The sequence below is a fragment of the Flavobacterium panici genome (assembly GCF_903819335.1).
Classification (GTDB): domain Bacteria; phylum Bacteroidota; class Bacteroidia; order Flavobacteriales; family Flavobacteriaceae; genus Flavobacterium; species Flavobacterium panici.
Genome location: NZ_CAIJDE010000043.1, coordinates 70,195 through 96,564, shown reverse-complemented (window position 1 = coordinate 96,564; position 26,370 = coordinate 70,195). Strand labels below are relative to the sequence as shown.

The 26,370-nt window shown below is 35.4% G+C and carries 17 protein-coding genes; 15 read left to right on the top strand and 2 right to left on the bottom strand.

The window, feature by feature from the left end; translation table 11 throughout:
• The first annotated feature begins 87 nt into the window (after positions 1–87).
• Positions 88–522 (top strand): GNAT family N-acetyltransferase, encoded by a 435-nt coding sequence (locus FLAPXU55_RS11680; protein ID WP_180857803.1) that lies wholly within the window; start codon positions 88–90, stop codon positions 520–522.
• Positions 523–614: 92 nt separating this feature from the next.
• Positions 615–1,256: an FMN-dependent NADH-azoreductase gene (locus FLAPXU55_RS11675; protein ID WP_180857802.1), complete on the top strand. Its 642-nt coding sequence runs from the start codon at positions 615–617 to the stop codon at positions 1,254–1,256.
• Here the strand turns inward: FLAPXU55_RS11675 and FLAPXU55_RS11670 are convergent.
• Complete coding sequence (locus FLAPXU55_RS11670) at positions 1,251–1,832, bottom strand: Crp/Fnr family transcriptional regulator (RefSeq protein ID WP_180857801.1); 582 nt, start codon at positions 1,830–1,832, stop codon at positions 1,251–1,253. The genes FLAPXU55_RS11675 and FLAPXU55_RS11670 overlap by 6 nt on opposite strands.
• Before the next feature lie 144 nt (positions 1,833–1,976).
• Here FLAPXU55_RS11670 and FLAPXU55_RS11665 point away from each other — a divergent pair, with 144 nt between their 5' ends.
• Positions 1,977–2,420 carry a carboxymuconolactone decarboxylase family protein gene (locus FLAPXU55_RS11665; RefSeq protein WP_180857800.1) on the top strand — a complete coding sequence of 148 codons (444 nt, stop codon included), beginning with the start codon at positions 1,977–1,979 and terminating at the stop codon, positions 2,418–2,420.
• Between the two features lie 78 nt (positions 2,421–2,498).
• On the opposite strand, the gene FLAPXU55_RS11660 is transcribed toward FLAPXU55_RS11665, so the two are convergent.
• Entirely contained in the window at positions 2,499–2,942 is a 444-nt protein-coding gene (locus FLAPXU55_RS11660) for a DoxX family protein (RefSeq protein ID WP_180857799.1), read from the bottom strand.
• A 627-nt stretch (positions 2,943–3,569) separates the two neighbouring features.
• Here FLAPXU55_RS11660 and FLAPXU55_RS11655 point away from each other — a divergent pair.
• The 12 genes from FLAPXU55_RS11655 (at position 3,570) to FLAPXU55_RS11600 (ending at position 26,304) form a co-directional block, all read left to right on the top strand.
• Positions 3,570–4,514: an ROK family protein gene (locus FLAPXU55_RS11655; RefSeq protein ID WP_180857798.1), complete on the top strand. Its 945-nt coding sequence runs from the start codon at positions 3,570–3,572 to the stop codon at positions 4,512–4,514.
• 161 nt (positions 4,515–4,675) lie between these two features.
• A complete protein-coding gene (locus tag FLAPXU55_RS11650) occupies positions 4,676–5,701 on the top strand; it encodes a LacI family DNA-binding transcriptional regulator (RefSeq protein ID WP_053470462.1) in 1,026 nt (341 codons plus the stop codon).
• A 517-nt stretch (positions 5,702–6,218) separates the two neighbouring features.
• Positions 6,219–9,287 (top strand): SusC/RagA family TonB-linked outer membrane protein, encoded by a 3,069-nt coding sequence (locus FLAPXU55_RS11645; protein WP_219637256.1) that lies wholly within the window; start codon positions 6,219–6,221, stop codon positions 9,285–9,287.
• A gap of 11 nt (positions 9,288–9,298) precedes the next feature.
• A complete protein-coding gene (locus tag FLAPXU55_RS11640) occupies positions 9,299–10,924 on the top strand; it encodes a RagB/SusD family nutrient uptake outer membrane protein (RefSeq protein WP_180857796.1) in 1,626 nt (541 codons plus the stop codon).
• Between the two features lie 30 nt (positions 10,925–10,954).
• Positions 10,955–12,076, top strand: coding sequence for a SusE domain-containing protein (locus FLAPXU55_RS11635; RefSeq protein WP_180857795.1), 1,122 nt, complete (start codon positions 10,955–10,957; stop codon positions 12,074–12,076).
• A 61-nt stretch (positions 12,077–12,137) separates the two neighbouring features.
• The gene (locus FLAPXU55_RS11630; RefSeq protein WP_180857794.1) at positions 12,138–13,322 is read left to right on the top strand and encodes a glycoside hydrolase family 76 protein; all 1,185 of its coding nucleotides are present in this window, start codon (positions 12,138–12,140) and stop codon (positions 13,320–13,322) included.
• 127 nt (positions 13,323–13,449) lie between these two features.
• Positions 13,450–15,258 carry a glycoside hydrolase family 2 protein gene (locus tag FLAPXU55_RS11625; protein WP_180857793.1) on the top strand — a complete coding sequence of 603 codons (1,809 nt, stop codon included), beginning with the start codon at positions 13,450–13,452 and terminating at the stop codon, positions 15,256–15,258.
• 6 nt (positions 15,259–15,264) lie between these two features.
• Complete coding sequence (locus FLAPXU55_RS11620; RefSeq protein ID WP_180857963.1) at positions 15,265–17,562, top strand: GH92 family glycosyl hydrolase; 2,298 nt, start codon at positions 15,265–15,267, stop codon at positions 17,560–17,562.
• Positions 17,563–17,602: 40 nt separating this feature from the next.
• Positions 17,603–19,033: a glycoside hydrolase family 125 protein gene (locus tag FLAPXU55_RS11615; RefSeq protein ID WP_180857792.1), complete on the top strand. Its 1,431-nt coding sequence runs from the start codon at positions 17,603–17,605 to the stop codon at positions 19,031–19,033.
• 32 nt (positions 19,034–19,065) lie between these two features.
• Entirely contained in the window at positions 19,066–21,246 is a 2,181-nt protein-coding gene (locus tag FLAPXU55_RS11610) for a GH92 family glycosyl hydrolase (protein ID WP_180857791.1), read from the top strand.
• A gap of 66 nt (positions 21,247–21,312) precedes the next feature.
• Positions 21,313–23,271, top strand: a complete 1,959-nt coding sequence (locus FLAPXU55_RS11605; RefSeq protein WP_180857790.1) for a glycoside hydrolase family 97 protein — start codon at positions 21,313–21,315, stop codon at positions 23,269–23,271.
• 330 nt (positions 23,272–23,601) lie between these two features.
• Positions 23,602–26,304: an alpha-L-rhamnosidase gene (locus tag FLAPXU55_RS11600; protein ID WP_180857789.1), complete on the top strand. Its 2,703-nt coding sequence runs from the start codon at positions 23,602–23,604 to the stop codon at positions 26,302–26,304.
• Positions 26,305–26,370: the final 66 nt, after the last annotated feature.

Here is a 26,370-nt window from a genome sequence, read left to right as displayed (position 1 = left end):
CTTGGACTAGCTTATTATTATAATCTGGTCTCTGCACGGCGTTTCTATGGCATCTAATTTTGTGTTATTAATAAATAAAATGAAATTATGGATATACTAAATGTTCAGACAACAGCAGAAATAGAATTAGCTAAAGAGGCAATTTTAGAATTCAGAACCAATTTAGAATCAGAAAATGTGGTAGAGCAGGTTACTGAAATGATTACCAGCGGAGGTTTTGAATTGGCCTGCATTCCATCAGACGACGGAACTAAAGCCGCAGCCTTTGTAGGCTTTAGAGTTATAAATATGCTAAGAACCGGAAAGATGATTTATATTGATGATCTTTTTACACTTCCTGAATATCGCGGACGCGGCTATGCGGGAAAACTTTTAGATTATGTAGATCAGCTAGCAATACAGAGAGGTATAAAATCTGTACACTTAGACAGCGGTTTTGCTTTGCATCCTGCTCACAGACTTTACTTAAGCAAAGGATATTTTTTGGCTTGTCACCACTTTGCTAAAATGATGAAAGAATAATCAAATTAAACCGAAGAAATGTTTAGTCGCTTCTTCAACTAGATTAACTTTTAAAATAAGCCGAGAGGCTAGATTTGCAATAAAATTATCATATGAAAAAAATACTAGTAATTAACGCAAGCCCACGCGAGGAAAGATCCCACAGCAGAAGGCTTACGGATGTTTTTGTTGAATATTACAAAGAACATAATCCGGAATCGATCATACAATTCAGGGATTTAGGCAAAAGTAATATTCCGCATGTAAACGAAAAATGGATCGCCGGTGCATTCAAACATGAATCTGCCAGAACTCCTGAAGAAATTGAAACACTAAGATTCAGCGCAGAACTTATAAAGGAATTGAAAGATGCCGATGTTATTGTTTTAGGTTCGCCAATGTACAACTGGTCTGTTCCGAGTTCATTAAAAGCCTATATAGATCAGGTTTTGAGAGTAAATGAAACTTGGGAAGTGAATCATGAAGACCAGCGTAATCCATACATCGGACTATTAAAAAATAAATCTTTGTTTCTGCTTCTTTCAAGAGGTGCGCAGGGATATGAAAAAGGAGGTTATAATGAGCACATGAACTTCCAGTCGGATTATTTGAGAACGGTATTTAATATTATTGGTGTAACCGATATTCAGGAAGTAAGTGTTGACGGTGAAGCTTTTGGAACGGAAGCATTTGAATTGGCAAAAAATAATTCAAATGCAAGAATAAAAACGCTTATCAAAAGACATTTGTCATAATTCTTTTTTTGCCCGCAGCATACTCATAAACTGTGGTGTAAAACCTAAAAATGATGCAAGCATATATTGCGGAACAATCTGTACAAAATCAGGAAAAGAGTTTATAAACTGTAAATATCTTTCTTCTGCAGATTCACAAAGAATGAGTTCCATTTTCTTTAAGGACGCAGTATATGCTTTCTGCATCATTAATCTAAAATAAGTATTCAGTTCAGGAACTTCACTAAACAATTCCTGATAATCTGATTGATGCAAGATCAGCATTTCTGTATTCTGGACTGCTTGTATAAAATATTCTGATGGCTTTTGGGTTTCAAAACTCTGGAAATCGCTTAGCCACCATCCCGGAATAGCAAATTGTAATACTTGCTCAAATCCATTTTCTGTATTTCGATAAAACCGCAGACATCCTTTGGTTACAAAATAATAACACGAACAGACTTCATATTCTTTTAGCAAAAAATCTTTACGGTTTACTTTGCGGTATTTTAATTTCGAAACCAATAACTGTTCCTGATCTGGACTCAAGGTTGTAAATCTTTTAATATGATTGAATAGTAATTCGTGCGGATTCATAATGCTGAATGTTATTTGGTTGGCTTAAGATATTTCCTCGACAAAGGTATTTTTTGTCTAAAATTTATTTCTTAAAGTACTTTAATTTTTTAGAACGCTGCTATAACCAATTTTGCATCATTAATAATTTAAATACATAAAAAAATGAGTAAAAGAGTAGTTATTAGTGAAGTGCAGCCTCAGGCTTATGAAGTAATGTTTGGGTTTGAAAAATATCTTGAAAAATCAAATCTGGATGCTTCATTAAAAGAGCTGATTAAAATTAGAGTATCACAGATTAACGGCTGTGCATTCTGTATCAATATGCATACAAAAGATGCCAGAAAAATGGGAGAAACAGAACAGAGAATTTATGCTTTAAACGCATGGAGAGAAACTTCTTTTTTTACTGAGCTTGAAAAAGCAGTATTAGCACTTGCCGAAGAAATGACTTTTATCAACAAAGGTGTTTCTGAACAGACTTATAATACTATAGCTAAACTCATGGATGAGGTTACGCTTTCTCAAACAATTATGGCCATAATTACCATAAATGCCTGGAACAGAATCGCTATTACAACGCATCAACAGCCGGTTTTAGATAAATAGTTTTTTATTAGTTCGCAGTCGCGGTTTTCAGTTTTCAGTATTTACTGTGACTGAAAACTGCGACTGAAAACTCATTAATTAATTTGGTTTATTTATATAACTATCAAGACTCCATTTAAAATTGTCTATTGTTGAAAGCAGTAATGCGCCTCCTGTAAAAACAAATACCGGATATTGAAACGGAGCACCAATTCCTGATGCGAAAATCATGAACACAGCAAAAGTTGCTGTTATAAGAGCAGCGCCAATAGCGGCTAGTTTTATCTTAAGCCCTGCAATCAGGCAGATTCCTATAATAACTTCTGCAATAGTAGCCGTAAGTCCAAATATATTAGCGACGGATCTGCTGGCAAAAGGAATAAGAGTGTTAGTATAATCTATAAAATGATCCCAGTCACCCCAGGCTACTTTCCCTGAGCCGGGCAGTCCCATTAATCCAATTCTGTCCATGACTGGTAAAATAAAACCTAATCCTAATGCGATACGAAGAAACAATTGTGGTATTCCGTTTGAATTTTTCATTTATTGATTTTTAAAATAGTTAGGAAATTTTTATGCTTTTTTATTTTGGCACATCAAAATTAAGAAGGCACAAAGGGAGCATTTTGGACCAGTTTTGGTTTGTTAAGTAGTCCAGTGTTAAACTTTGTCTGACTTCTGAGAATGCATTTCAGTTTGCTGTCAATTTGGAGGCTCATATATAGATCAAAAGATTTTTTTTGTAATGATTGCCGCAAAAAGTAAAATAAAAGAAGAATTGTTTTGTATACTAAAACGTTTTAGTATATTTGTCCCAACTGTTAACTTATTTATTTAGAAACTAGTTATAATGTTATTTGTTTAATGATAACTAGTTTTTATAGTTAAAATATTACTGCTTTAGTGTAATGAGAGTGGAGTATGTTGTTTTTTCTGTCCGGTGACAAAATGCGTATAATCACTTTTTAATGTTTTAACCCAAAGTATATATTTCGGAATAGCTGTGAGATAAAATTCTGATGTACGAGGTAAATAGTATTGCTTTTTGATAATAAAGTATTGGATTTTGTAATTCTTTCCTTTTAGGTTTGAACCTTACATCAGTACAAAAAAACTTTAGTTAACAAGTCTAATTAGTATTAAAAATAACTACTAAAAAATAATGAATAAATGTCAATAATAATAGGAGTAGATATTGGAGGAAGTCATATAAGCAGTGCAGCAATACAAAGCAATGTTTTTACAATAATTGACGGCACGTATTTCAGCGGAGCGGTAAACAGCAAAGCTTCCAAAGAAGTTATTTTAGAAAAATGGGCAGAAATAATTAATCATACCATCAATGTAGTTCACAATACCCCGGGATTTGATGCTGATGAAAAAATAGGAATAGCTTTTTCTATGCCTGGGCCTTTTCAGTATCAAACGGGAATTGCGATGTTTGAAGGAAATGATAAGTATGAGTCATTATATAATGTTTCTGTGCCGGACGAACTTTTAAAGTATTTAAAAACGCAAAATGTAAGTTTTAGATTTCTCAATGATGCCAGCTGTTTTGGAGTTGGAGGAGTTTTGAAACAAGAACAGGAACCAGAAAATAAAAAGGTTATCGCTATAACTTTAGGAACAGGTTTTGGAGCCGCTTTTTTAGATAATAAACTGCCCATAACACAAGGCGATAATGTGCCTGATAATGGTTGTCTTTGGGATAAAAAGTATAATGGAGATCTTGCAGACAATTGTTTTTCAACCAGATGGTTTTTAAATCAATATGAACAAAGTACAGGCGAAAAGCTAACAGACGGCGTGAAGGAAATAGCAGATATTGAAAATGAACACGCAGTAAAAATCTTCAGGAATTTTGCTTTTAATTTGACCGAATTTTTAGCACCTTATATTGTTGACTTTAATGCCGGGTTACTGGTTATTGGAGGAAATATTGCAAAATCACATCGTTTGTTTTTAGCTCCTTTTGAAGAAAACCTAAAAAACAAAAACATAGAATTAGTAGTCAGCATTGTTGATAATACGGAGCAGACGAGTATTTTGGGTTCGAGTTATCTTTTTAATGAGTCGTTTTGGGAAAAAATAAAAGAAGAACTTCCGCTTTTTTAATCTGGCAGTAAGCAATTGAGAAGTCTGAAAATGTATTTTGAAAGTTCTGTTTTTTATAAGTATTTGTATCACACTAATTTAAGTTCCTGCTATTTAGGAAACAATAAACTTTACTATATTTGACGAAAAATTATAGGTTTTAAAGTAAAAATAATTCACACATGAAAAAAAAACCTGTTTCTATTAGGAATATCGCAGAAGAGCTGAAAATATCTGTTACAACTGTATCTTTTGTGCTAAATGGAAAAGCAAAAGAAAAGCACATCTCTAAGGAGCTTACAAAAAAGGTTTTAGATTATGCAAAACTTATAAATTACAGACCTAATCAAATTGCACAAAGCCTTAGAACAGGAAAGTCGAAACTGCTTGTTTTTATGGTTGAAGATATTTCGAATAACTTCTTCTCAAAACTGGCCCGAATTTTTGAAGACATCGCTTACGAAAAAGGATATAAAGTTATTTTTTGCAGTAACGAGAACGATGATGAAAAATCAAATGAATTAATCACATTATTCAATTTTCGTCAGGTTGACGGATTCATTATTGTACCGTCTCCGGGAATAAAAGACACAATCGAAAATTTAATTAAAGATAATATTCCGGTTATTTTACTGGACAGATTTTTTGAAGGATTAGATTGTAATAGTGTTGTTATTGATAATGAGCAGGCTTCTTTTGATGCAACGCAGCATTTGATTCAGAATAAATTTAAAAATATCGGATTTGTTACTACAGCTTCAGATCAAAGCCAGATGCACGGACGTTTGGTTGGATATGAAAGAGCGGCACAAGAAAACGGTTTAAAACCCAATACACTTCAAATTCCGTTTAATGAAATTATCAAAGGAAAAGGGAAGGAGTATATTAAGGAGTTTATAGACCAGCATGCTGATTTAGACGCTATGTTTTTTGCCACCAATTATCTTGCACAAAGCGGACTTGAGGTTTTGAAAGAAAACAATCCAAGATTAATTAAGGATTTAGGGATTATTGCTTTTGATGATAATGATATGTTCAAGATTTACGATCCTGCCATTACATCAGTTTCCCAGCCTTTACTAGAAATAAGTACAAAATTAATGGAAGTGATGCTGCCTCTTTTAAAGAAAAAAGATGTAACCGAAACAAGTCATAAAGTGATTTTAAAAACAGAATTAATAATTCGGGAATCATCATTACAGAAGTAGTTAATTACTAAACATCTTCCTAAAAAAAATACTTAATAAATCTGATTATCAATACTTCAATTGATAGTCAGATTTTTTTTATGTCATTTCTTACTTAAATTTTAATTTTCTGCAAATATCCATTTTTTGAAAATTTTAAGATTCTTCTTTTTACTATTCATTTATAACGTTTTCGTAGATTTTCATTGAATAATATTCAATGAATAGCCTCAAATAAACACATATCTTATAAAATTAACATTAAAATTATATTTAACAAAAAATATTTTTTTATACTAAAACGTTTTAGTATGTTTGTTAAAGAATTAATATGTTAATCTAACTAGATAAAATTTAACGATTAAAAATTACCGGACTTTTAATCGATGCGCAAAGATTTTTCTACGTTGATTTTTTTAAATAATCAGGCTGGTGAGAGAAGCCTTTTTAAACTTCGGGATTAATTCGATAAAAACTAACTAACCAAATTTTTTACATGATGAAACAATCAAATTGCAGAAAGAAAAAGATGCTCTGTATGCATTTTTTTCTCACAATTATTCTCATTTGTGGGGGCCTTAATAATCTTGCTGCCCAGACCCAAAAAACTCAAGTTACGGGAGTTGTTACTTCTCTTTCAGATCATTTATCTCTTCCGGGAGTTTCAATTAGTGATGTAAGTGATCCAAGAAATGCTGTTAATGCAGATTTTGACGGACACTATAGTATATCATTAAAAAACGGAACTGGTTCTTTGCGCTTTACAATGATTGGTTACAAACCAGTAGAAGTAAAAGTAAATAACAGAAGTGTTATAAATGTAGAGATGGACTTAGATGTATCAGCTTTAGATGAAGTTGTAGTTGTAGGTTACGGTACGCAGAAAAAGAGAAAAGTGGTCAGTGCCATCGATCAGGTAAATAAAGATGCATTTAATGGGCGACCAAATGTAAATGCAACACTGGCCTTACAGGGTAAAGCACCAAGTTTAACTATTCAGCAGACTAATTCTGAGCCGGGTGAGGGTATAAACCTAAACATTCGTGGTATTAGTACATTAGGAAACAATAGTCCGTTGATTGTTATTGACGGTATAGTAGGAGGCGATATTAATTCGCTGAATCCTGCCGATATCGAAAGTGTATCAGTACTAAAAGATGCGGGTAGCGCGGCTATCTACGGATCAAGAGCAAGTAATGGTGTTGTTTTAATTACGACCAAAAGAGGAAGTAAAAGCAAACCAATGTCAATTCAGTACAACAGTTTAACCGGATTTAATACACCAAAATTCTTTACTAAACCGGTACACGGATATGAAAATGCAATGCTTAGAAACGAAGCTGCATTTAACTCTGGTGAAACAACTGCCGTATTTACTGCTGCCCAAATTGCAGATTTAAAAGCAAAAGGCGACACAGAATGGTTTGCAGAAGAAATTGTAAAACCGGCCGCGCAGTTAAACCAAAGTCTTTCGATCTCAGGCGGAAGTGAAAACTCAACTTATTTAGTTTCCTTAGGATATTTAAATCAGGGAAGCAACTTTGTTGGGCCTACGAAAGGTATGGAACGTTATAATTTTAGAATGAACCTTACTAATGAGTATGGTAAATTTAAATTAACGTCTACTTTGGCTTATTCAAAACAATTAATTAATGACCATTCATCAAACACAAGTACCTTAATGGTTGATGCTTTCAGGGTTCCTTTATATTATACTCAAAAAGACGAAAATGGTAATTACTTAACAAACGACGTTTTACAACAGTTTAATTCATTAGGTATTTTAGAGCAGGGAGGTTTTAGAAAATACGATAATGATGATCTTTTCGGAGCTTTAAATGCTGAACTTAAGTTAACAAAATCGTTCAAAATTAAAGGAGTTTTCGGAGGACGTTTATGGAATGGAAGTATGTTCAGCCGAGTGAAAAAAGTGCAGTTTTCTCCGCAGGGAGTTTATGGTGCAGATCGCGATACCAGAGATGAAACTACAAAAGCACTTGACCTGAATACGCAGTTTATGGTAGAATACAACAAAGCGTTTGGAAATCATAATGTAGGTGCTTTAGTTGGGGTTTCTAACGAAAATCATTCAGAAAGACGAATTGGTATTTACAAGAAATTTACAGATCCTGATTTAGGAACGCCAACGAGTGAAACCGTTATTGGACAGGATTCTTATAACTCAAACGGAAGTGACCCAAACAAGAATCCGGCTTCGCCTAAAAACAGCCTTAATTCTCTTTTCGGACGTGCTTCTTACGATTATAACGATAAATATTTTGCTGAATTCAGTTTTAGATATGATGGTTCATCAAAATTTAGAAAAGAAATTCGCTGGGGATTCTTTCCATCTGCCACAATTGGTTATGCTTTAACTAAAGAAGGTTTCATGGAAAACTACAGCAATAAAGTTGGTAATATTAAATTGAGATCTTCTTATGGACTTGTAGGAAATCAAAACGTTAACAATTACCAATATCAAACAACGTATTTTTCTTTTCAAAACGGTTACGGGTTTGACAACAAACCAGTAAGCGGTGCAGGATTTAACTTTGCAAACGCTGATCTTCAATGGGAAAAAGCAGCAACTTTCAATGCGGGACTTGATGCAGATTTCTTTAAAGGAGCTTTATCGGTTTCATTCGATTTCTTTGATAAAGTAACATCAGATATTCTTGTTCCACCGCAGGTACCGGGAGTTTATGGAACATCGCTTCCAGACTTTAACGCTGCCAAAGTAGGAAACAGAGGATGGGAATTCAGCGCAACTTACAGACATAAAGGAAAACAAGTAAACCAAAGTTTGACTGTAAATATTGGTGATTCTAAAAACAAAGTTTTGGATTACAACAACGGACAAGAAAAACTAACAGGAGTTGAAGAACTTCAGGTTATTCTTCGTGAAGGACTTCCTTTCAATTCATACGTTGGTTTAAAAAGAGACGGCTATTTCCAAAACGTTGAAGAAATTCAGGGAGCAGCAGTTCCGGCCGGAATTACAGTACATCCAGGAGACAATCGTTATGTAGATTTAAACAAAGACGGAAAAATTGATGACAATGATAAATTTATCTTTGGTAATCCTTTTCCAAGATACACATACGGAGCTACATACAACATAGATTACAAGAATTTTGATTTAAGCATTTTTATACAAGGAGTTGGAAAAAGAACCATGATGATTAGAGGTGAGCTTGTAGAGCCATTTCACTACAATTATGGTATGACAATGTACACACACCAATTAGATTACTGGACTCCGCAAAATCCTGATGCAAGATATCCAAGACTGGCAAACAACGGTACGCAGTCTAATACAAACAATTTCAGAAGAGGTTCTGATATGTATTTGTATGACGGTGCCTATGCAAGGCTGAAAAATGTACAGATAGGATATTCATTATCAAATGATGTTGCAAGCAGTTTAGGAATGAGTGCATTCCGTGTTTACGTTTCAGGACAAAACCTGCTTACCCTATCAAAAGTAAAATTTGTTGATCCTGAACTTTCAGAATTCAACAACAGCATGTCGACTTCAGGAGCTAACAGCGGAAGAGCTTATCCAACGCAGGTGTATTACGGAATGGGTATTGATATCAGTTTTTAAAAAAAATCAAAATGAAAAATATATTTAAACACATAAAATTCATACCATTAGTATTCTTACTACTGGTAAGCTGCGAAGATCTTGATCTTGCACCAGAAGATCGATTTACAGATTCTAATTACTGGACAAGCGTAGAAAAAGCACAATTGATGTTGAATACAGCTTATTCACAAATGCAAAAAAGCCAGTATTTCTTTTATAACGAAGCACTTTCTGATAATGCTTACAACGGAAGAGGTGATAATGCAGGAGCAGCATCTATTGGAGCAGGACTTTACGATCCTTCTTTAGGAAGAATAAAAGAAGAATGGAACGACAGATACGGCGGAATTAAATCCTGTAATCTTTTATTAGAAAATATTGACAGAGTGCCAAATGCAGACCCTGGAGTAATTACAAGAATGAAAGCAGAAGCTCGTTTCATAAGAGCATTTCAGCATTTTCAGTTAACAACCTGGTTTGGAGATATTCCTCTTTTACAAAAAGATCCGTCTCTTACAGAAGCCACTACAATTTCGAGAACGTCGCATGCAGAAGTGATTCAGTTTGTATTAGATGAATTGAATGCTGTAATTCCGGCATTACCAAAAAATACACAGCTTGCCACTGCAGACAGAGGAAAAATCACAATGGGAGCTGCTGTAGCCTTAAAAGCAAGAGTACTTTTATACGAAGGAAAATGGCAGGAAGTAGTGCAGACATTAGAACCATTTTTAACAAATACTTACGGAACGTACAGTTTGTTCCCTTCTTATGAAGGTCTTTTTCAACAGCAAAATGAGTACAATAGCGAAGATATTTTAAGCTTACAATATGTACCAATAGACAGAACGTGGGGTGAATTTTTTGATATGGCGCCAATTTCTGCAGGTTCAAGATTAAATGCTCTTGCTCCAACTCAGGAATTAGTGGATAGTTATTTAATGCTTAACGGAAAAAAAATCAACGAAACAGGTTCAGGATACAATGAAAATAATCCTTATGTAAACAGAGATCCAAGACTTACTTATACGGTAGTTTACGATCAATACAACTGGAAAGAAGCCGATGGAAGTTCACACATTATTTACATCAAACCGGGATCTTCTCCAACTAATGAGCATCCGGATGAATTTGCGCAAGGTTCATCTTCAACACCAACGGGGTATTTTACACGTAAATATTACGATGTACAGCACGGAACTGATTTAAAATCAGGAATCAACTTAATGTTGTTTAGATATGCAGATGTTTTATTAATGTATGCAGAAGCTAAAAATGAGTTAAGCCAAATGACCAGCACAGTTTGGGATCAGACTATTAAACCAATTCGATCTCGTGCAGGCTTTACAGATGCAGCAGCTTTAAATTATAACGCCGCATTAGGACAAGCCGGACTTAAAGAAGTAATTAGAAACGAGCGTCGTACAGAATTTGGAATGGAAGGCTTAAGAATCTTTGATATCAGAAGATGGAAAATTGCTGAAAATGTTTTAAACGGATATGCACACGGAGCCAAATTTGGCGTATCGTCTGTAGACAATGGTTACTTAAGAGTGAACTTAAGAACTTTTGATCCCGGAAAACATTATTTATGGCCAATACCAAGAGACGAACGTTTGATTAACACCAATTTATCTCAAAATCCAAACTGGTAAAAAACTAACTAACAACCTAAAATAAAAAACATGAAAAATATATATTCAAAATTAGTATTAATACTGTGTACAGTATTTCTTGTAAGCTGCGATAATGACGAAATGAGTCATACTAATGTAAGCGCAGTAAACACATTATATTCTCCGGCAAATAATAAGTTCTTTGATCTTAACGCACAGAGTTCTGCGGTTTTTGAATGGGAAGCAGCTAAAGCAGAAGACAACGGAGTTGTACTTTATGATGTAGTTTTTGATAAGGAAAACGGGGATTTCTCTAAACCAGTTTACACAATGCCATCTGATGGTAACGGATTTCAAAAAACACTAACACTTTCTTTTTCAGATTTGAATAAAATTGCAGGATTAGCAGGTATTCCAACTGAAGCTGTCGGGAAATTAAAATGGACAGTTCATTCGTCTAAAGGAATTAATGTTCAAAAATCAGCAGCATCTGGTATTTTCGAAGTGCTTACAGCAAGCGGATTCCCAACTCCAGATCAGTTGTTTATTACAGGAACAGGTTCTGAAAACGGAACAACAGTTGCTAATGCTCAGGCTTTCAAAAAAGTAGGAACAACAAAATTTGAAATTTACACGAAGTTAAGTGCAGGTACTTACAAATTCATTACAACAAAAAATGGTACTCCGGTAGTTTACTATGTTGATAACGGAAAATTAAAAGAAAATGGAGAAACTACTGTTACTGGAGATGCAAAAGTGTATAAAATTGTACTTGACTTTAGTACAGGAGTAACAACTATGACAGAGATTAAAAAAATCGAATTATGGTTCCCTCCACTTAGCCAGTACCTTTTTGAATATACATATGCAGGCGGCGGAATCTGGAAAGCAGCTAACAAACACATTTCTTTCAAACAAGAATCTTGGGGTAGAGACGAGCGTTACAAATTCAAATTTACAGTGGTAAACGGTGCTGCTACAACCGAAGAATGGTACGGAAGTATAAACGGAGATAACAACAGACCTGATGCAAATACAGCAGCATCATTCTGGTACATGGTTCCGGTAACAAGTGATTTCTGGAACAACTGTTTCAAATTTGCCTCTGCAGTAGACAATGCTAACGTAAATGCAGAAATTAATTTCAGTGCAGCTTCACCAGCTTACACACACAGTTTCACAATTCTATAAATAACCCAAACGTCTCTTAAAGATGTTTTTTAAGAGACGTTTTTATTAAATGAAATATATCATGAAAAAATTATTTTCAACACGTTATACGGCCTTATTGCTTTGCGTAGTAGGATTTGGGTTATTGTCTGTCTCTTGTGATGATGAAGCAATTCCGCTGCGTGACCCAAACGGACAAACAGGCCCTGAATTTAAATATACATGGGCTCAGACAGCCGATTCTTTACAGCTTTCAACCTATAATAATTACCTGGGATCAAACGGGACATTTGTACAAAACAATGCCGGAAACAGTACATTCAATTATTGGCCAAATGCACACGTTCTGGATGTTTTGGTAGACGGTTATTTAAGAACCGGGAATGACAATTATAAAACCAAAATGAAAGCTTTGGTACAAGGAATCAAAATTAAAAACGGAAATAATACCTACAATAATGTTTTTAATGATGATATGCTTTGGCTTGCCAATGCCTGCGTTCGTGCTTACAATGCAACAAACGATCAGGAATACAAAGACGTTGCAGACTTTTTATGGGAAAGAATAAAACTAAGCTGGAGTGATGTTTTTGGAGGAGGAATCACTTGGAAACAAGACACACCAAAACAAAAAAATGCCGTATCAAATGGTCCGGCCGTAATTCTTGCCCTAAGATTATATGAAATAGATAATGATCCCGATGATTTAGTTTGGGCAAAGAAAATTTATGCATGGCAGAAAAGCAATTTAGTTGATCCGGTTTCGGGAGCAGTTTGGGATAATATCTCAGAAGTAAACGGAGCAGTCGTAACAAACAAAGACTGGGTTTTTACCTATAACATGGGAACATGGATTGGCGCAGGTTTAAGATTGTACAAAGCTACAAATGAGCAGACTTATCTTGACGATGCCGTAAAATCCGGAAGAAATGTTTTAACCAATCCAAAATTACTTTCAGAAGGACTTTTGAGAGACGAAGGACAAGGCGACGGAGGATTGTTTAAAGGTATTTTAGTACGCTATTTTACAGAACTTATAGAACAGCCAACCATCAACTCTACAGATACAGAAAAATTTGCCTCATTTCTGAAATTTAATGCAGAGACATTCTATAAAAAAGGAATCTTAAGACCTACAATGCTTTCTGGAAACAACTGGAAAGTAGCGCCATCAGCAGGAGCAAGCGTTGATTTAACGACTCAGCTGAGCGGTGTAATGTTAATAGAAGCAGCTGCCAAGCTGGATAAAGATGGCTTTTTTGATTAATTAGTAAGTTAGTATTTGTTAGTAATTTTTGTAACACCTGAAGGAAATAAACAGCCTTCAGGTTTTATACTATTTAACCATTCAACAGAAAAGCAGTTCTGCAATTTCAAAAAAATAAAATATTATAATGAAGAATAAAATCACAATTATATGTTTTCTTTTGGTAAACCTTGCATCCTTTGCACAATGGAAACCACAAGGAGATAAAATCAAAACAAAATGGGCAGAACAGGTAGACCCAAACAATCCGCTTCCTGAATATCCCCGCCCCATAATGGAAAGGAACCAATGGAAAAACCTTAATGGTTTATGGAACTACGCCATACAACCCGCAGGACAAACAGCGCCAAAAGGCTACGAAGGAAAAATACTCGTTCCTTTTGCTGTTGAATCAAGCCTTTCGGGCGTAATGAAAAAAGTAGGTTCAGAAAACGAATTATGGTATGAAACCAATTTTACGGTAGACAGCAACTGGAAAAGTAAAGACATTTTACTGCATTTTGGAGCTGTAGACTGGAAAACAGAAGTTTGGATTAACGACGTAAAAATTGGAACTCACAACGGCGGGTATGTTCCTTTTAGTTTCAACATAACACCATTCCTAAATGGAAAATCTCAAAAACTGGTTGTAAAAGTTTGGGACCCAACAAGCGACGGAACACAGCCAAGAGGAAAACAAGTTAAAAATCCGGAAAGTATATGGTACACGCCTGTAACCGGAATCTGGCAGACCGTTTGGTTGGAACCTGTAAGTAAAAAACACATTACCAATTTAAGAACAACACCAGACATTGACCGCAATACCATCAATATCAATGCAGAAGTAGAAGGAACTTCAGCAGGTGATATCATTGAAATTACAGTATTCGACGGAACAAAAACAATTGCCACAGAAAAAGCAGTTGCAGGTCAGCCTTTAGATATTGTAGTGAACAACCCAAAATTATGGTCGCCGGATTCTCCATTTTTATATGATATAAAAGTAAAACTATTCAGCGGAAGCAAAGTAACCGACGAAGTGAAAAGCTATTTTGCAATGCGTAAAATTTCTTCAAAAAGAGATGATAAAGGCATCGTGAGAATCCAGCTGAACAACAAAGACTGCTTTCAGTTTGGCCCTCTGGATCAGGGATGGTGGCCTGACGGATTATATACCGCACCAACAGACGAAGCTTTAAAATACGATCTTGTCAAAACAAAAGAATTAGGTTTTAATATGATTCGTAAACACGTAAAAGTAGAACCGGCAAGATGGTATACACATTGCGACAGAATGGGATTTTTAGTATGGCAGGATATGCCAAACGGAGACGACGGTCCAATTTGGCAAATGCACAAATACTTTGAAGGCACAGAATTAAAAAGAACTGCACAATCTGAAGAAACATATAAAAAAGAATGGAAAGAAATAATGGACCATTTGTATTCTTATCCAAGTATTGTAGTCTGGGTTCCGTTTAACGAAGCTTGGGGACAATTTAAAACGGTTGAAATTACAGAATGGACAAAAAATCATGATCCAAGCAGATTGGTAAATTCATCAAGCGGTGGAAACCATTTTCAAACCGGAGATATGTTAGACATTCACCATTATCCTGAACCAAATTTAAAATTGTATGACGCACGAAGAATCACAGTTTTAGGTGAATACGGCGGAATTGGACTTCCGGTTACCGGACATTTATGGCAGACAGATAAAAATTGGGGCTACACTCAGTTTAAAAATAATGACGAAACAACAGCCAAATACAGAGAATACGCTGAACAGTTAAAAACATTAGCAAAAGTTGGTTTTTCGGCAGCAGTTTACACGCAGACAACTGATGTTGAAGGCGAAGTAAACGGTTTTATGACCTACGATCGTAAAGTTGATAAAATGAATTTTTCGGAAGTAAGTAAAATAAACAAAGAAGTCATTAACGCTATTAATAATTAAGTTTTGATAAAAGACAGATATAAACTTTTTAGCTTATTTGCGTTATTTGTTTTTACTCAAATCAATGCGCAAAATGTAACAGTATGCGAATCTAAACCTCCTGTAGATTGGGTAAATCCATTAATAGGAACAGATTCTGATTACGGAGTTTCAAACGGAAATACCTATCCCGCAATTGCAATGCCGTGGGGAATGAATTTCTGGACACCACAAACTGCCGGAATGGGCGATGGATGGGCTTATACCTATAAATCAAGCAGAATAAAAGGTTTCAAACAAACCCATCAGCCTTCGCCATGGATGAATGATTACGGTCAGTTTTCGATAATGCCCGTTACAGGTGCATTAAAATTTAAAGAAGAAGAAAGACAAAGCTGGTTTTCGCATAAAGCAGAAATCGTAACGCCATATTATTACAGCGTTTATTTAGCAGATCATAATGTAACAACCGAAATTACGCCAACAGAAAGAGCAGCCAGATTTAGGTTTACATTTCCCGAAACAGATCAATCGTATGTTGTTGTTGATGCTTTTGATAAAGGATCGTATGTAAAAATAATTCCGTCAGAAAGAAAAATTATCGGTTTTACCACTAAAAACAGCGGCGGAGTTCCGTTAAATTTCAAGAACTATTTTGTTATCATTTTTGATAAAGATTTTGAAGTACATTCTACCTTTAACGGAGATATTTTAGGAAGCGCTTTAGAAATGCAGGCCGATCACGCCGGAGCCGTAATTGGTTTTAAAACAAAAGCCGGAGAAAAAGTAAACGCGCAGGTAGCCTCGTCATTTATAAACTATGAACAAGCAGAACGAAACCTGAAAGAAATTGGAAAAGACGATTTTGACGAGCTTAAAGAAAAAGGAAAACAAACCTGGAATAAAGAATTAAGCCGAATAAAAGTCGAAGGCGGAACACAAGACCAAATGGGAACTTTTTATTCCTGTTTGTACAGATCGCTTTTGTTTCCAAGAAAATTTTTCGAATTTGATAAAAACAAAAAACCAGTACATTACAGCCCTTACAACGGAAAAGTTTTGCCGGGTTATATGTTTGTCGACACTGGTTTTTGGGATACTTTTAGAGCTTTATATCCTTTCTTAAATTTAATGTATCCTGAATTGAATGCCCAAATGCAGGAAGGACTTTCAAACGCATACAACGAAAGCGGATGGCTGCCGGAATGGTCAAGTCCCGGATTACGAGACATTATGGTGGGAAACAACTCCGCATCAATCGTATCTGAAGCCTATTTAAAAAGCGGAAAAGGAAATAAATACGACATCGAAAATTTATACAAAGCCGTAATTCATGGCGCTAATAATGCCGGGCCGCTAAAAGCAGTTGGGCGTGCAGGAGTAGATGCGTACAATACTTTAGGTTATGTACCGCAGGATGTTGTAAACGAAAGTGCTGCCAGAACATTAGAATATGCATATGATGATTTTGCGATTTATCAATTGGCGAAAGCCCTGAACAAACCGCAGTCAGAAATTGATTTATATAAAAAGAGAAGTTTAAATTATAAAAACCTTTTTGATCCGAAATACAATTTAATGCACCCAAAAAACAGCGACGGAAAATTCATGGAACCTTTTGATCCTTTTCAATGGTTTAACGGATTTACCGAAGGAAACAGCTGGCATTATTCATGGTCTGTTTTTCACGACGTACAAGGTTTAATTAATTTAATGGGCGGAAATCAGGTATTTGTTTCCCAATTAGACAAAGTATTTTCTGCGCCTCCTGTTTTTGCAACATCAAATTTCACTGGCGGAGTAATTCATGAAATGAGAGAAATGCAGATTGTAAATATGGGACAATATGCGCACGGAAATCAGCCAATTCAACATATGATTTATCTGTACAATTATGCATCAGAACCGTGGAAAGCACAATATTGGGTAAGAGAAACCATGAACAGAATGTACCACGCCACGCCAGATGGTTATTGCGGAGACGAAGATAACGGACAGACTTCGGCCTGGTATGTATTTTCTTCTTTAGGTTTTTATCCCGTTACTCCCGCTTCAGATCAATATGTTGTAGGAGCCCCATTGTTCAAAAAAGTAACTATTGAATTGGAGAACGGAAAGAAAATAGAAATCAATGCACCGGAAAACAGCGATCAAAACAGATACATTAAAGAGATGAAATTCAATGGAAAATCATACACAAAAAATTGGTTAAGCCATTCTGAATTGATGAATGGAGCAACACTAGATTTTGATATGTCCACATCGCCAAATTTAAATAGAGGAACAAGTAAAGAAGACGTTCCATACTCATTAACAAACGAATAATAAAAGGTTTAGGCCTTTATAATTTTAAAATATAGAACAAATGCAAAGAAGAAAATTTATCCAAAACGCAGCATTATTTGGCAGTTTAGCCCTTATCGATCCAATGGAAATAATTGCAGGAACTAAAATGGTCAAAGATTTCCCTATTGTGAGGGTTGCAAAAGGTAAAAGGAATTTTGAAAGTGATTTTATAGAAAAAACAATCGCAGAATTTCAAAAGAATGTAAAAGATAAAGAACTGGGTTGGTTATTTAATAACTGTTTCCCAAATACACTTGACACGACAGTAACCTTTTCGCAAAAAAACGGAAGACCCGATACCTATGTAATTACCGGAGATATCGATGCAATGTGGCTTAGAGACAGCTCTGCGCAAGTTTGGCCGTACATGGCTTTTGCAGGAAAAGATACAAAACTAAAAAACCTGATTGCCGGCGTTATAAACAGACAAACTGAATATATACTGAAAGATCCGTATGCGAATGCATTTTATAACGATCCCAACAAAAAAGGCGAGTGGACAACAGATCACACCGATATGAAACCCGGCGTTCACGAAAGAAAATACGAAATAGATTCACTTTGCTACCCAATCAGGTTAGCTTATAATTATTGGAAAAATACCGGAGACACCTCTCCATTTGATGAAAATTGGGTAAAAGCCATTAAAACAACGCTGAAAGTATTTAAAGAACAACAGCAAAAAGACGGTAAAAATCCATACACGTTTCAAAGAACAACGCAATTTGCTACAGATACAAGACCGTTAAAAGGGTACGGATATCCGGTGAAACCAGTTGGTTTAGTATGCTCAGCTTTTAGACCAAGTGACGATGCAACCGTTTTTTCTTTCCTGATTCCTTCCAATTTTTTTATTGTAGCAAGTATGAAACAAGCCGCAGAAATGTTGGAATCTATTAAAAAAGATACAGCAACAGCACAGGAATTAAGAGCCTTAGCTCAGGAAGTAGACAAAGCAATTAAAGAATACGGAGTAGTAAAACACCCAAAATACGGCGATATTTTTGCATTTGAAGTAGACGGTTTTGGAGGTCATTTATTGATGGATGATTCCAATGTGCCAAGTTTATTAAGCCTTCCGTATTTAGATGCCATTGATGTAAACGATCCAATTTATCAAAACACCAGAAAATTTGTCCTTTCAGAAGACAATCCGTTTTTCTTTAAAGGAAAAGTAGCCGAAGGAATTGGAGGCCCACACGTAGGTATGGATATGATCTGGCCAATGTCATTGGTTATGAGAGCTTATACAACATCAGACCAAAATGAAATCAAAGAATGCATCAAAATGTTGAAAGCATCACATGGCGATACCGGATTTATGCACGAATCTTTTCATAAAGACGACGCTAAAAATTTCACCAGATCATGGTTTGCCTGGACAAATACCTTATTTGGTGAACTATTATGGGACACGTATCAAAAAAATCCAAAATTACTGGAGCTATAACTTATTTGTAAAACGTTTTAATTTTATATAAAATGATAAAATTCAACAAGAATATCGTTCTTGCGGCACTTTCCATGTCATTTTTTGGATATAATGCGGTGGCACAAAAACCGGGCGGCGGACTTGCAAAAGGAAAATATACAGCTTTGGTAAATCCGTTTATTGGTACTGCACCTTTATTAGACACCAAAATAATTGGGTATACACCGCCCGCAGACATGCGTGTATGGGCAGGATTAGTTTTCCCAGGTTCTTCTGTTCCCAATGCAATGGTTCAGTTAAGCCCAATGACAAAATACAGATCGGGTGCAGGATATGAATACGAAGACACCGAAATTTTAGGATTTACACACACCAACAAAGGACATTGGAATTTATGTCATATTCCGCTTTTGCCTGTTTCAGAAGGAGCAACATTTCCATACAAATCATCGTTTAGCCACGATCAGGAAAAAGGAAGTCCGGCCTATTACGAAGTCTATTTAAAAGACTATAATGTACAGGTAAAATTAACATCAACATTGCGCTGTGGTATTCACGAATATACTTTTAAAAACAACAAAGGAAGAAAAGTACTTTTTGATTTAGGAAGAGCCAATAATCACGTAGACGACTGGCAGATTAAGCAGGAAGGCACAAATGCCGTAAGCGGTTTTCAAAGAACCGGAGGCGAAAAAATATATTTCTACGCCACTTTAAGCAGTCCAATTGACAAAGTAGATATCAAAGATATCGCTAAAAGCAACGGTTATGCATTGGTAAATATTAAAGACGGAGATACAAAACCCGTAACGGTTAAAATCGCTTTATCATTTGTGAGCGTAGAAAATGCAAAAGAAAATTTAAAAGCCGAAGTAGGAGATAAAACCCTGAATAAAGTCTTTGAAGAAGGAAGTACACAATGGGAAAACCTGCTTTCTAAAATTCAGGTAAAAGGCGGAACCGAGCAGCAAAATGTAATGTTTTACAGCATGTTGTACAGATCGTTTTTATGGCCTGCCTTAAGAAGCGATGTAAACGGACAATTTACAGATGAAGCTGGAAAAGTAAGAAAAGAAAATTACCATTATTACACACTTCCTTCCTTATGGGACGATTACAGAAATAAACTCGTTTTATTAAGTATTTTTTCTCCGGAAGTTACCAGCGATGTGATCAGTTCCATTATCAACGAAGGAGAAATTAAAGGATTTATTCCAACATTTTTTCACGGAGATCACGCCGCATCCTTTATTGCAGGATCATATATGAGAGGAATCAGAAATTACGATGTTAAAAAAGCATACGAATTATTGCTGAATAACGCTTATAAAGAAGGCGGAACAAGACCTCATATTGCAGAATATATTGCAAAAGGATATGTGCCGGAACAAGATATTAAAGATCCAAAGATAGAAACCGTAGCAAATGCCGGCGTTACAAAAACGTTGGAATACGCTTATGACGATCACGCACTTTCCTTATTAGCTAAAGAACTAAACGATACCGAACATTACAATGATCTGGTAAAACGTTCTAAAAATTATGCAAATGTTTTTGACAAGTCGACCACTTTTATGAGAGGAAAACTAGCAGACGGTTCTTGGGTTACACCATTTAATCCGGAGTTTCCGTATTACGAATACATGTACAGAGAAGCAAATGCATGGCAGGTTTCCTTTTTTACGCCACATGATATGCCGGGATTAGTACAGCTTTACGGAGGCGCAAAACCTTTTGAAGCAAAACTCGACGAATTGTTTACAAAACCCTGGAATCCAAATTATATTGCCTGGAACATTTCGGGTTTTATCGGACAATATTGTCACGGAAATCAGCCGGATCACGAAGCTCCATTTTCCTATTATTTTGTAAACAAACCAGAGAAATCACAGCAAAGAATAGACGAAATATTAGAAACGATGTACGGAATTGGCCCCGAAAAACTGGCCATGAGCGGTATGGATGATGCGGGCGAAATGTCTTCGTGGTATGTGTTTGGAGCACTGGGACTTTACCCATTATCTCCCGCCGATCCTGAATATATTGTAACCGTTCCTATTTTTAAAGAAGTTTCGTGGACAACGCCGGCAGGCAAAAAAGTAACCATTAAAAACCCGAATGGAAAAAGAAATCTGGAAACGATTAAAGTAAACGGTTCTAAAATAGACAGTTATTTCATTTCTCACGATTTGTTTAAAAATGGCGGAGACATACAACTTACAACAAAATAACAGCATTTTATAAATAAAAATAACGTCCCATTTTCGTGGGACGTTATTCATATAAAAACGTTTTTTATGAAAAATATAAAATTATTTACATGCTTATTATTGCTTTTGGGTATTTCAAATGTGCATTCGCAGCAAACCAATTTTGAATTAACATCGCCAAACGGAGAACTAAAAGTTTCGATTAATTTGAGTGATAAAATTTATTATTCAATTACAGCAGGAAACGAAGTTTTAACCTCAAAAAATCATTTGGCTTTGATTCTTAAAGATGAAACATTAGGCTTAAATCCAAAATTAAGCGGAAGCAAAACAGGAAAAATAAAAGAAGAAATTAAACCAGTAGTTCCGTTGAAATTTTCATCTGTTTCTAATAATTATAATTATTTAGTATTGAATTTTAAAGGAAACTATTCCGTAGAATTTAGGGCTTTTGATGAAGGAATTGCATATCGATTTATAACCGCAAAAAAAGGAGAAATTGAAGTAGTAAACGAGGATTTCACAGTCAATTTCCCAGATGATTATTTGCTTCATTTACAGCAGACAGGAAATTTTAAAACTTCTTATGAAGAAGCCTATTCACAAACGACAGTCAAAGATTGGAAACCTTCGGATAAAATGTCTACACTTCCCATTTTAGTCGATTCCAAAAAACAATACAAAATCCTAATTAGCGAATCTGATCTTTCTGATTATGCAGGAATGTTTTTAAAAGGAACAGGAACTGGAGTTGTATCGACTTTTCCAAAAACACCTTTAGAATTTGGCCCAGACGGTGACCGAAGCCTTAAAATCCTTAAAGAAGCCAATTATATTGCAAAAACTTCAGGAACAAGAAATTTTCCATGGCGTTATTTTGTCATTACAAAAAATGACAAACAGCTGATTGAAAACACAATGACGCTGAAACTAGCTCCAAAAAGTGAACTCAAAGACGCATCCTGGATAAAACCCGGACAAGCAAGCTGGGAATGGTGGAATGGTGCAACACCTTATGGTCCAGACGTAAATTTTGTTTCAGGATATAACTTAGATACGTATAAATATTACATCGATTTTGCATCAAAATTTGGCATAAAATATATCATTATGGATGAAGGATGGGCAAATAGTACAGAAGATCCCTATTCGCCAAATCCGAATGTAAATGTTCAGGAACTTATTCGCTACGGAAAAGAAAAGAAAGTAGGCATCGTATTATGGCTTACGTGGCTTACGGTTGACAAAAATATGGAGCTTTTTAAAACTTTTAAAGAATGGGGAATTGCCGGAGTAAAAATTGATTTTATGGATCGCAGCGATCAGGTAATGGTCAATTATTATGAAAAAGTAGTAAAAGAAGCAGCCAAACATCAGATTTTTGTAGACTTTCACGGCGCGTTTAAACCATCTGGTTTAGAATACAAATACCCAAATTTAATCTCTTACGAGGGCGTAAGAGGAATGGAGCAAATGGACGGCTGTAAACCAGACAACAGTTTGTATTTTCCTTTTATGCGAAATGCAGTCGGCCCAATGGATTATACGCCGGGCGCCATGATCAGCATGCAGCCGGAAGTATACCGATCTGAAAGACCAAATTCGGCAAGTATTGGAACAAGAGCGTATCAGCTGGCTTTGTTTGTAGTGTTTGAAAGCGGTCTGCAAATGCTGGCAGATAATCCAACTCTTTATTATCGCGAAAAAGAATGCACCGATTTCATCACTTCTGTACCAACAACCTGGGATGAAACCAAAGCATTAGAAGCCAATGCCGGAAAGTACGCCATTGTAGCCAAAAGAAAAGGAACAAAATGGTTCATTGGCGGAATCACAAACAGCGCCGAAAAAGAGCGTTCTTTTGAAATAAAATTAGATTTTCTAACGTCAAAAAAATACAAAATAACCTCATTTGAAGATGGAATTAATGCCGGATATCAAGCGATGGATTACAGGAAAAAAAGTACCGAAGTCAGCAAAAATGATATCCTGAAAATCAAAATGGTTAGAAATGGAGGATGGGCTGCAGTTTTAGAAGAGATTTAAAACAAAGTAAATTTTTAAGGATATAACCAATTTAATTGTATTTGCGTTGTGATATTTGTTTAGTCCCTAACGGGACAATCTATCTGTTTGCCCTTATTGCTACCGATATAAAATCCCTACGGGATAAAACAACAAAATGTTGCATAATTTTTTGCAAACATTTCAATCGATTGTGTTCTATCCCGTAGGGATTTTATATCGGTAGTAACATGAATGCCCAGACTAGTTTATCCCGTAGGGATTTAATATCGGTAGCAAAATATATTAATGTACGCAATATTTTGTCCCGTTAGGGACTAAACCTTTAAAACGAATTAAAGATAAAAACGAATGATAACACAGAATCAAAAAAATACTATAACAACATATCTGTTTTTCCTTTTTTTGTTAATGAGTTTCGCAGGCCATTCACAAACGCCTGTAAATCTCAAATGCGAACATTTAGTAAATCCATTAGGAATTGATGTTCAGGAACCAAGACTTTCCTGGCAATTAAGCGGTAACAAGAATAATGTATATCAAACCGCATATCAAATAGAAATCGCAACAGATTCAATCGCTTTAAGCAAAGGAAAAACAACCATTTGGAATACCGGAAAAGTAATTTCATCAGATATTTTAATCTCTTATAAAGGAGAATTCCTAAAATCTTTTACAACCTATTTCTGGAGAGTAAAAGTTTGGGATCAGAATGACAAAACGCAAATTTCAAAAATTCAGCGTTTTGAAACCGCCATGATGCAATCCAGCGATTGGAAAGGAAGCTGGATTTCCGATTCCCATGATATAAATTACAAACCTGCGCCGTATTTCAGAAAAGAAATTTCTACAGCAAAAACCATAAAATCGGCACGTGTTTATGTTACAGCTGGAGGATTATATGAATTTTATGTAAACGGAAAAAAAGTTGGAAACCGAATGCTCGACCCAATGTTTACAAAATTTGACAGCCGAAATTTATATGCCACTTTAGACATTACATCGCAATTACAAAAAGGGAAAAATGCTTTTGGAATTTTGTTAGGAAACGGCTGGTACAACCATCAATCGACCGCCGTTTGGAAGTTTGATAAAACAATTTGGAGAAATCGTCCGCGTTGTTTGGTAAACATCAGAATTACCTATTCTGATAATACAACGGAAACTATTGTTACCGATGAAACTTGGAAAACAGCAGACAGCACAGTAATTTTCAACAGTATTTATACAGGCGAACATTATGATGCCCGTAAAGAAATTAGCAATTGGAACAAACCTGATTTTGACGACAGCAATTGGAAAAAATCTACAATTGTAAAAGCGCCATCATCCAATTTGGTTTCGCAGCAATTGCATCCTATCCAGATTACAGCTCAGTTAAAACCAACAAAAATTAATCGGGTAAATGATACTTTAACCGTATTTTCATTCCCAAGAAATATTGCAGGAACCGTTCGTTTTTCGATAAAAAATGCAGCTTCGGGAACTATTTTCAGAATAAAACATGCGGAACGTTTGTATCAAAACGGAATGGTTGATCTTTCTAATATCGATTTACATTATCGACCTACAGACAATTCTGATCCTTTTCAAACGGATATTTTTATTGCAAAAGGAAATGCCGACGAAAGTTTTTCTCCAAAATTCAATTACAAAGGATTTCAATTTGTAGAAGTAACATCAAGTAAACCTTTTAAATTAAATGAGGATTGTCTTTTAGCTCTGGAAATGCACAGTGACGTTCCTTCTGTCGGAAAAATAAAAACTTCAAATGAGGTTTTTAATAAAATTTGGGAAGCTACAAACAGCAGTTATCTGGCCAATTTATTTGGTTATCCAACCGATTGTCCGCAGCGCGAAAAAAACGGGTGGACAGGAGATGCGCAAACCAATGTAGAAACCGGATTATATAATTTTGACGGCATTACGATTTACGAAAAATGGCTTGCAGATCATCAGGATGAGCAGCAGCCAGACGGCGGAATTTCTAACATTGTCCCAAATCCCGGAGCTTTTGGATATGAATTTGCAACGGGTCCGGACTGGACGAGTTCGATTGCAATTATTCCGTGGAAAATATATGAGTTTTACGGAGATTCCAGTTTGCTGAACAAGATGTATCCCAACATCAAAAAATATGTAGATTTAATTGATAAAAAATATCCAACAGGTATTACAGATTGGGGATTAGGCGATTGGGTTCCTGTTAAAAGTCAAAGTTCTAAACCGTTAACTTCGACTATGTATTATTATGCAGATGCTTTGATTTTAGTCAAAACAGCCAAACTGTTAGGAAAGACAAGCGATGCGGAAAAGTATTTTAAATTAGCAGCAAAAATTAAAACGGCATTCAATCAGCAGTTTTTTAATCCGTCAACAAACTTATATGCGAGCGGAACACAAACCGAATTATCCGGTCCGCTTTATTGGGGATTAGTTCCTGATGAATTCAAACAAAAAGTAGCCGATAATCTGTATAAAAAAGTACAGGAAACAAACTTTCATTTAGATGTTGGTTTATTAGGAACGAAGTCTTTACTAAATGCATTAAGCGAAAACGGTTATGCCGATGCCGCGTATAAAATTGCTTCACAGGAAGATTTTCCTTCGTGGGGTTATTGGATAAAAAACGGAGCTACAACTTTGTATGAAAACTGGCCGCTGCATGTTGAAAAAAACGACGCATCTTTAAATCATATTATGTTTGGAGAAATAGGAGCGTGGATGTACAAAGGATTGGGCGGAATTTTTCCAGATGAAAATGCACCGGGTTTTAAACATATTATACTAAAACCAAATTTCGCCAACGGACTTGATTTTTTTGAATCAGAACATATATCTCCTTACGGAAAAATTGTATCAAACTGGAAACGGGAAAATAAAAATATACTTTATAAAGTAGTTGTTCCGCCAAACTCCAATGCGAGTTTTTATTTAGGCAAGAACAGCACTTTTACTTGTAATTCAAAAGATATTAATGTTACAAATGAAGGAATATATAAAGTGATTCAGCTTAAATCTGGTTCTTATTCTTTTAAAATTACCGAAGAATAAAACTTTAGATTCTATTAAAATAAAAAAAAGCATTAGTAACGATTACTAATGCTTTTTTTTATTTCG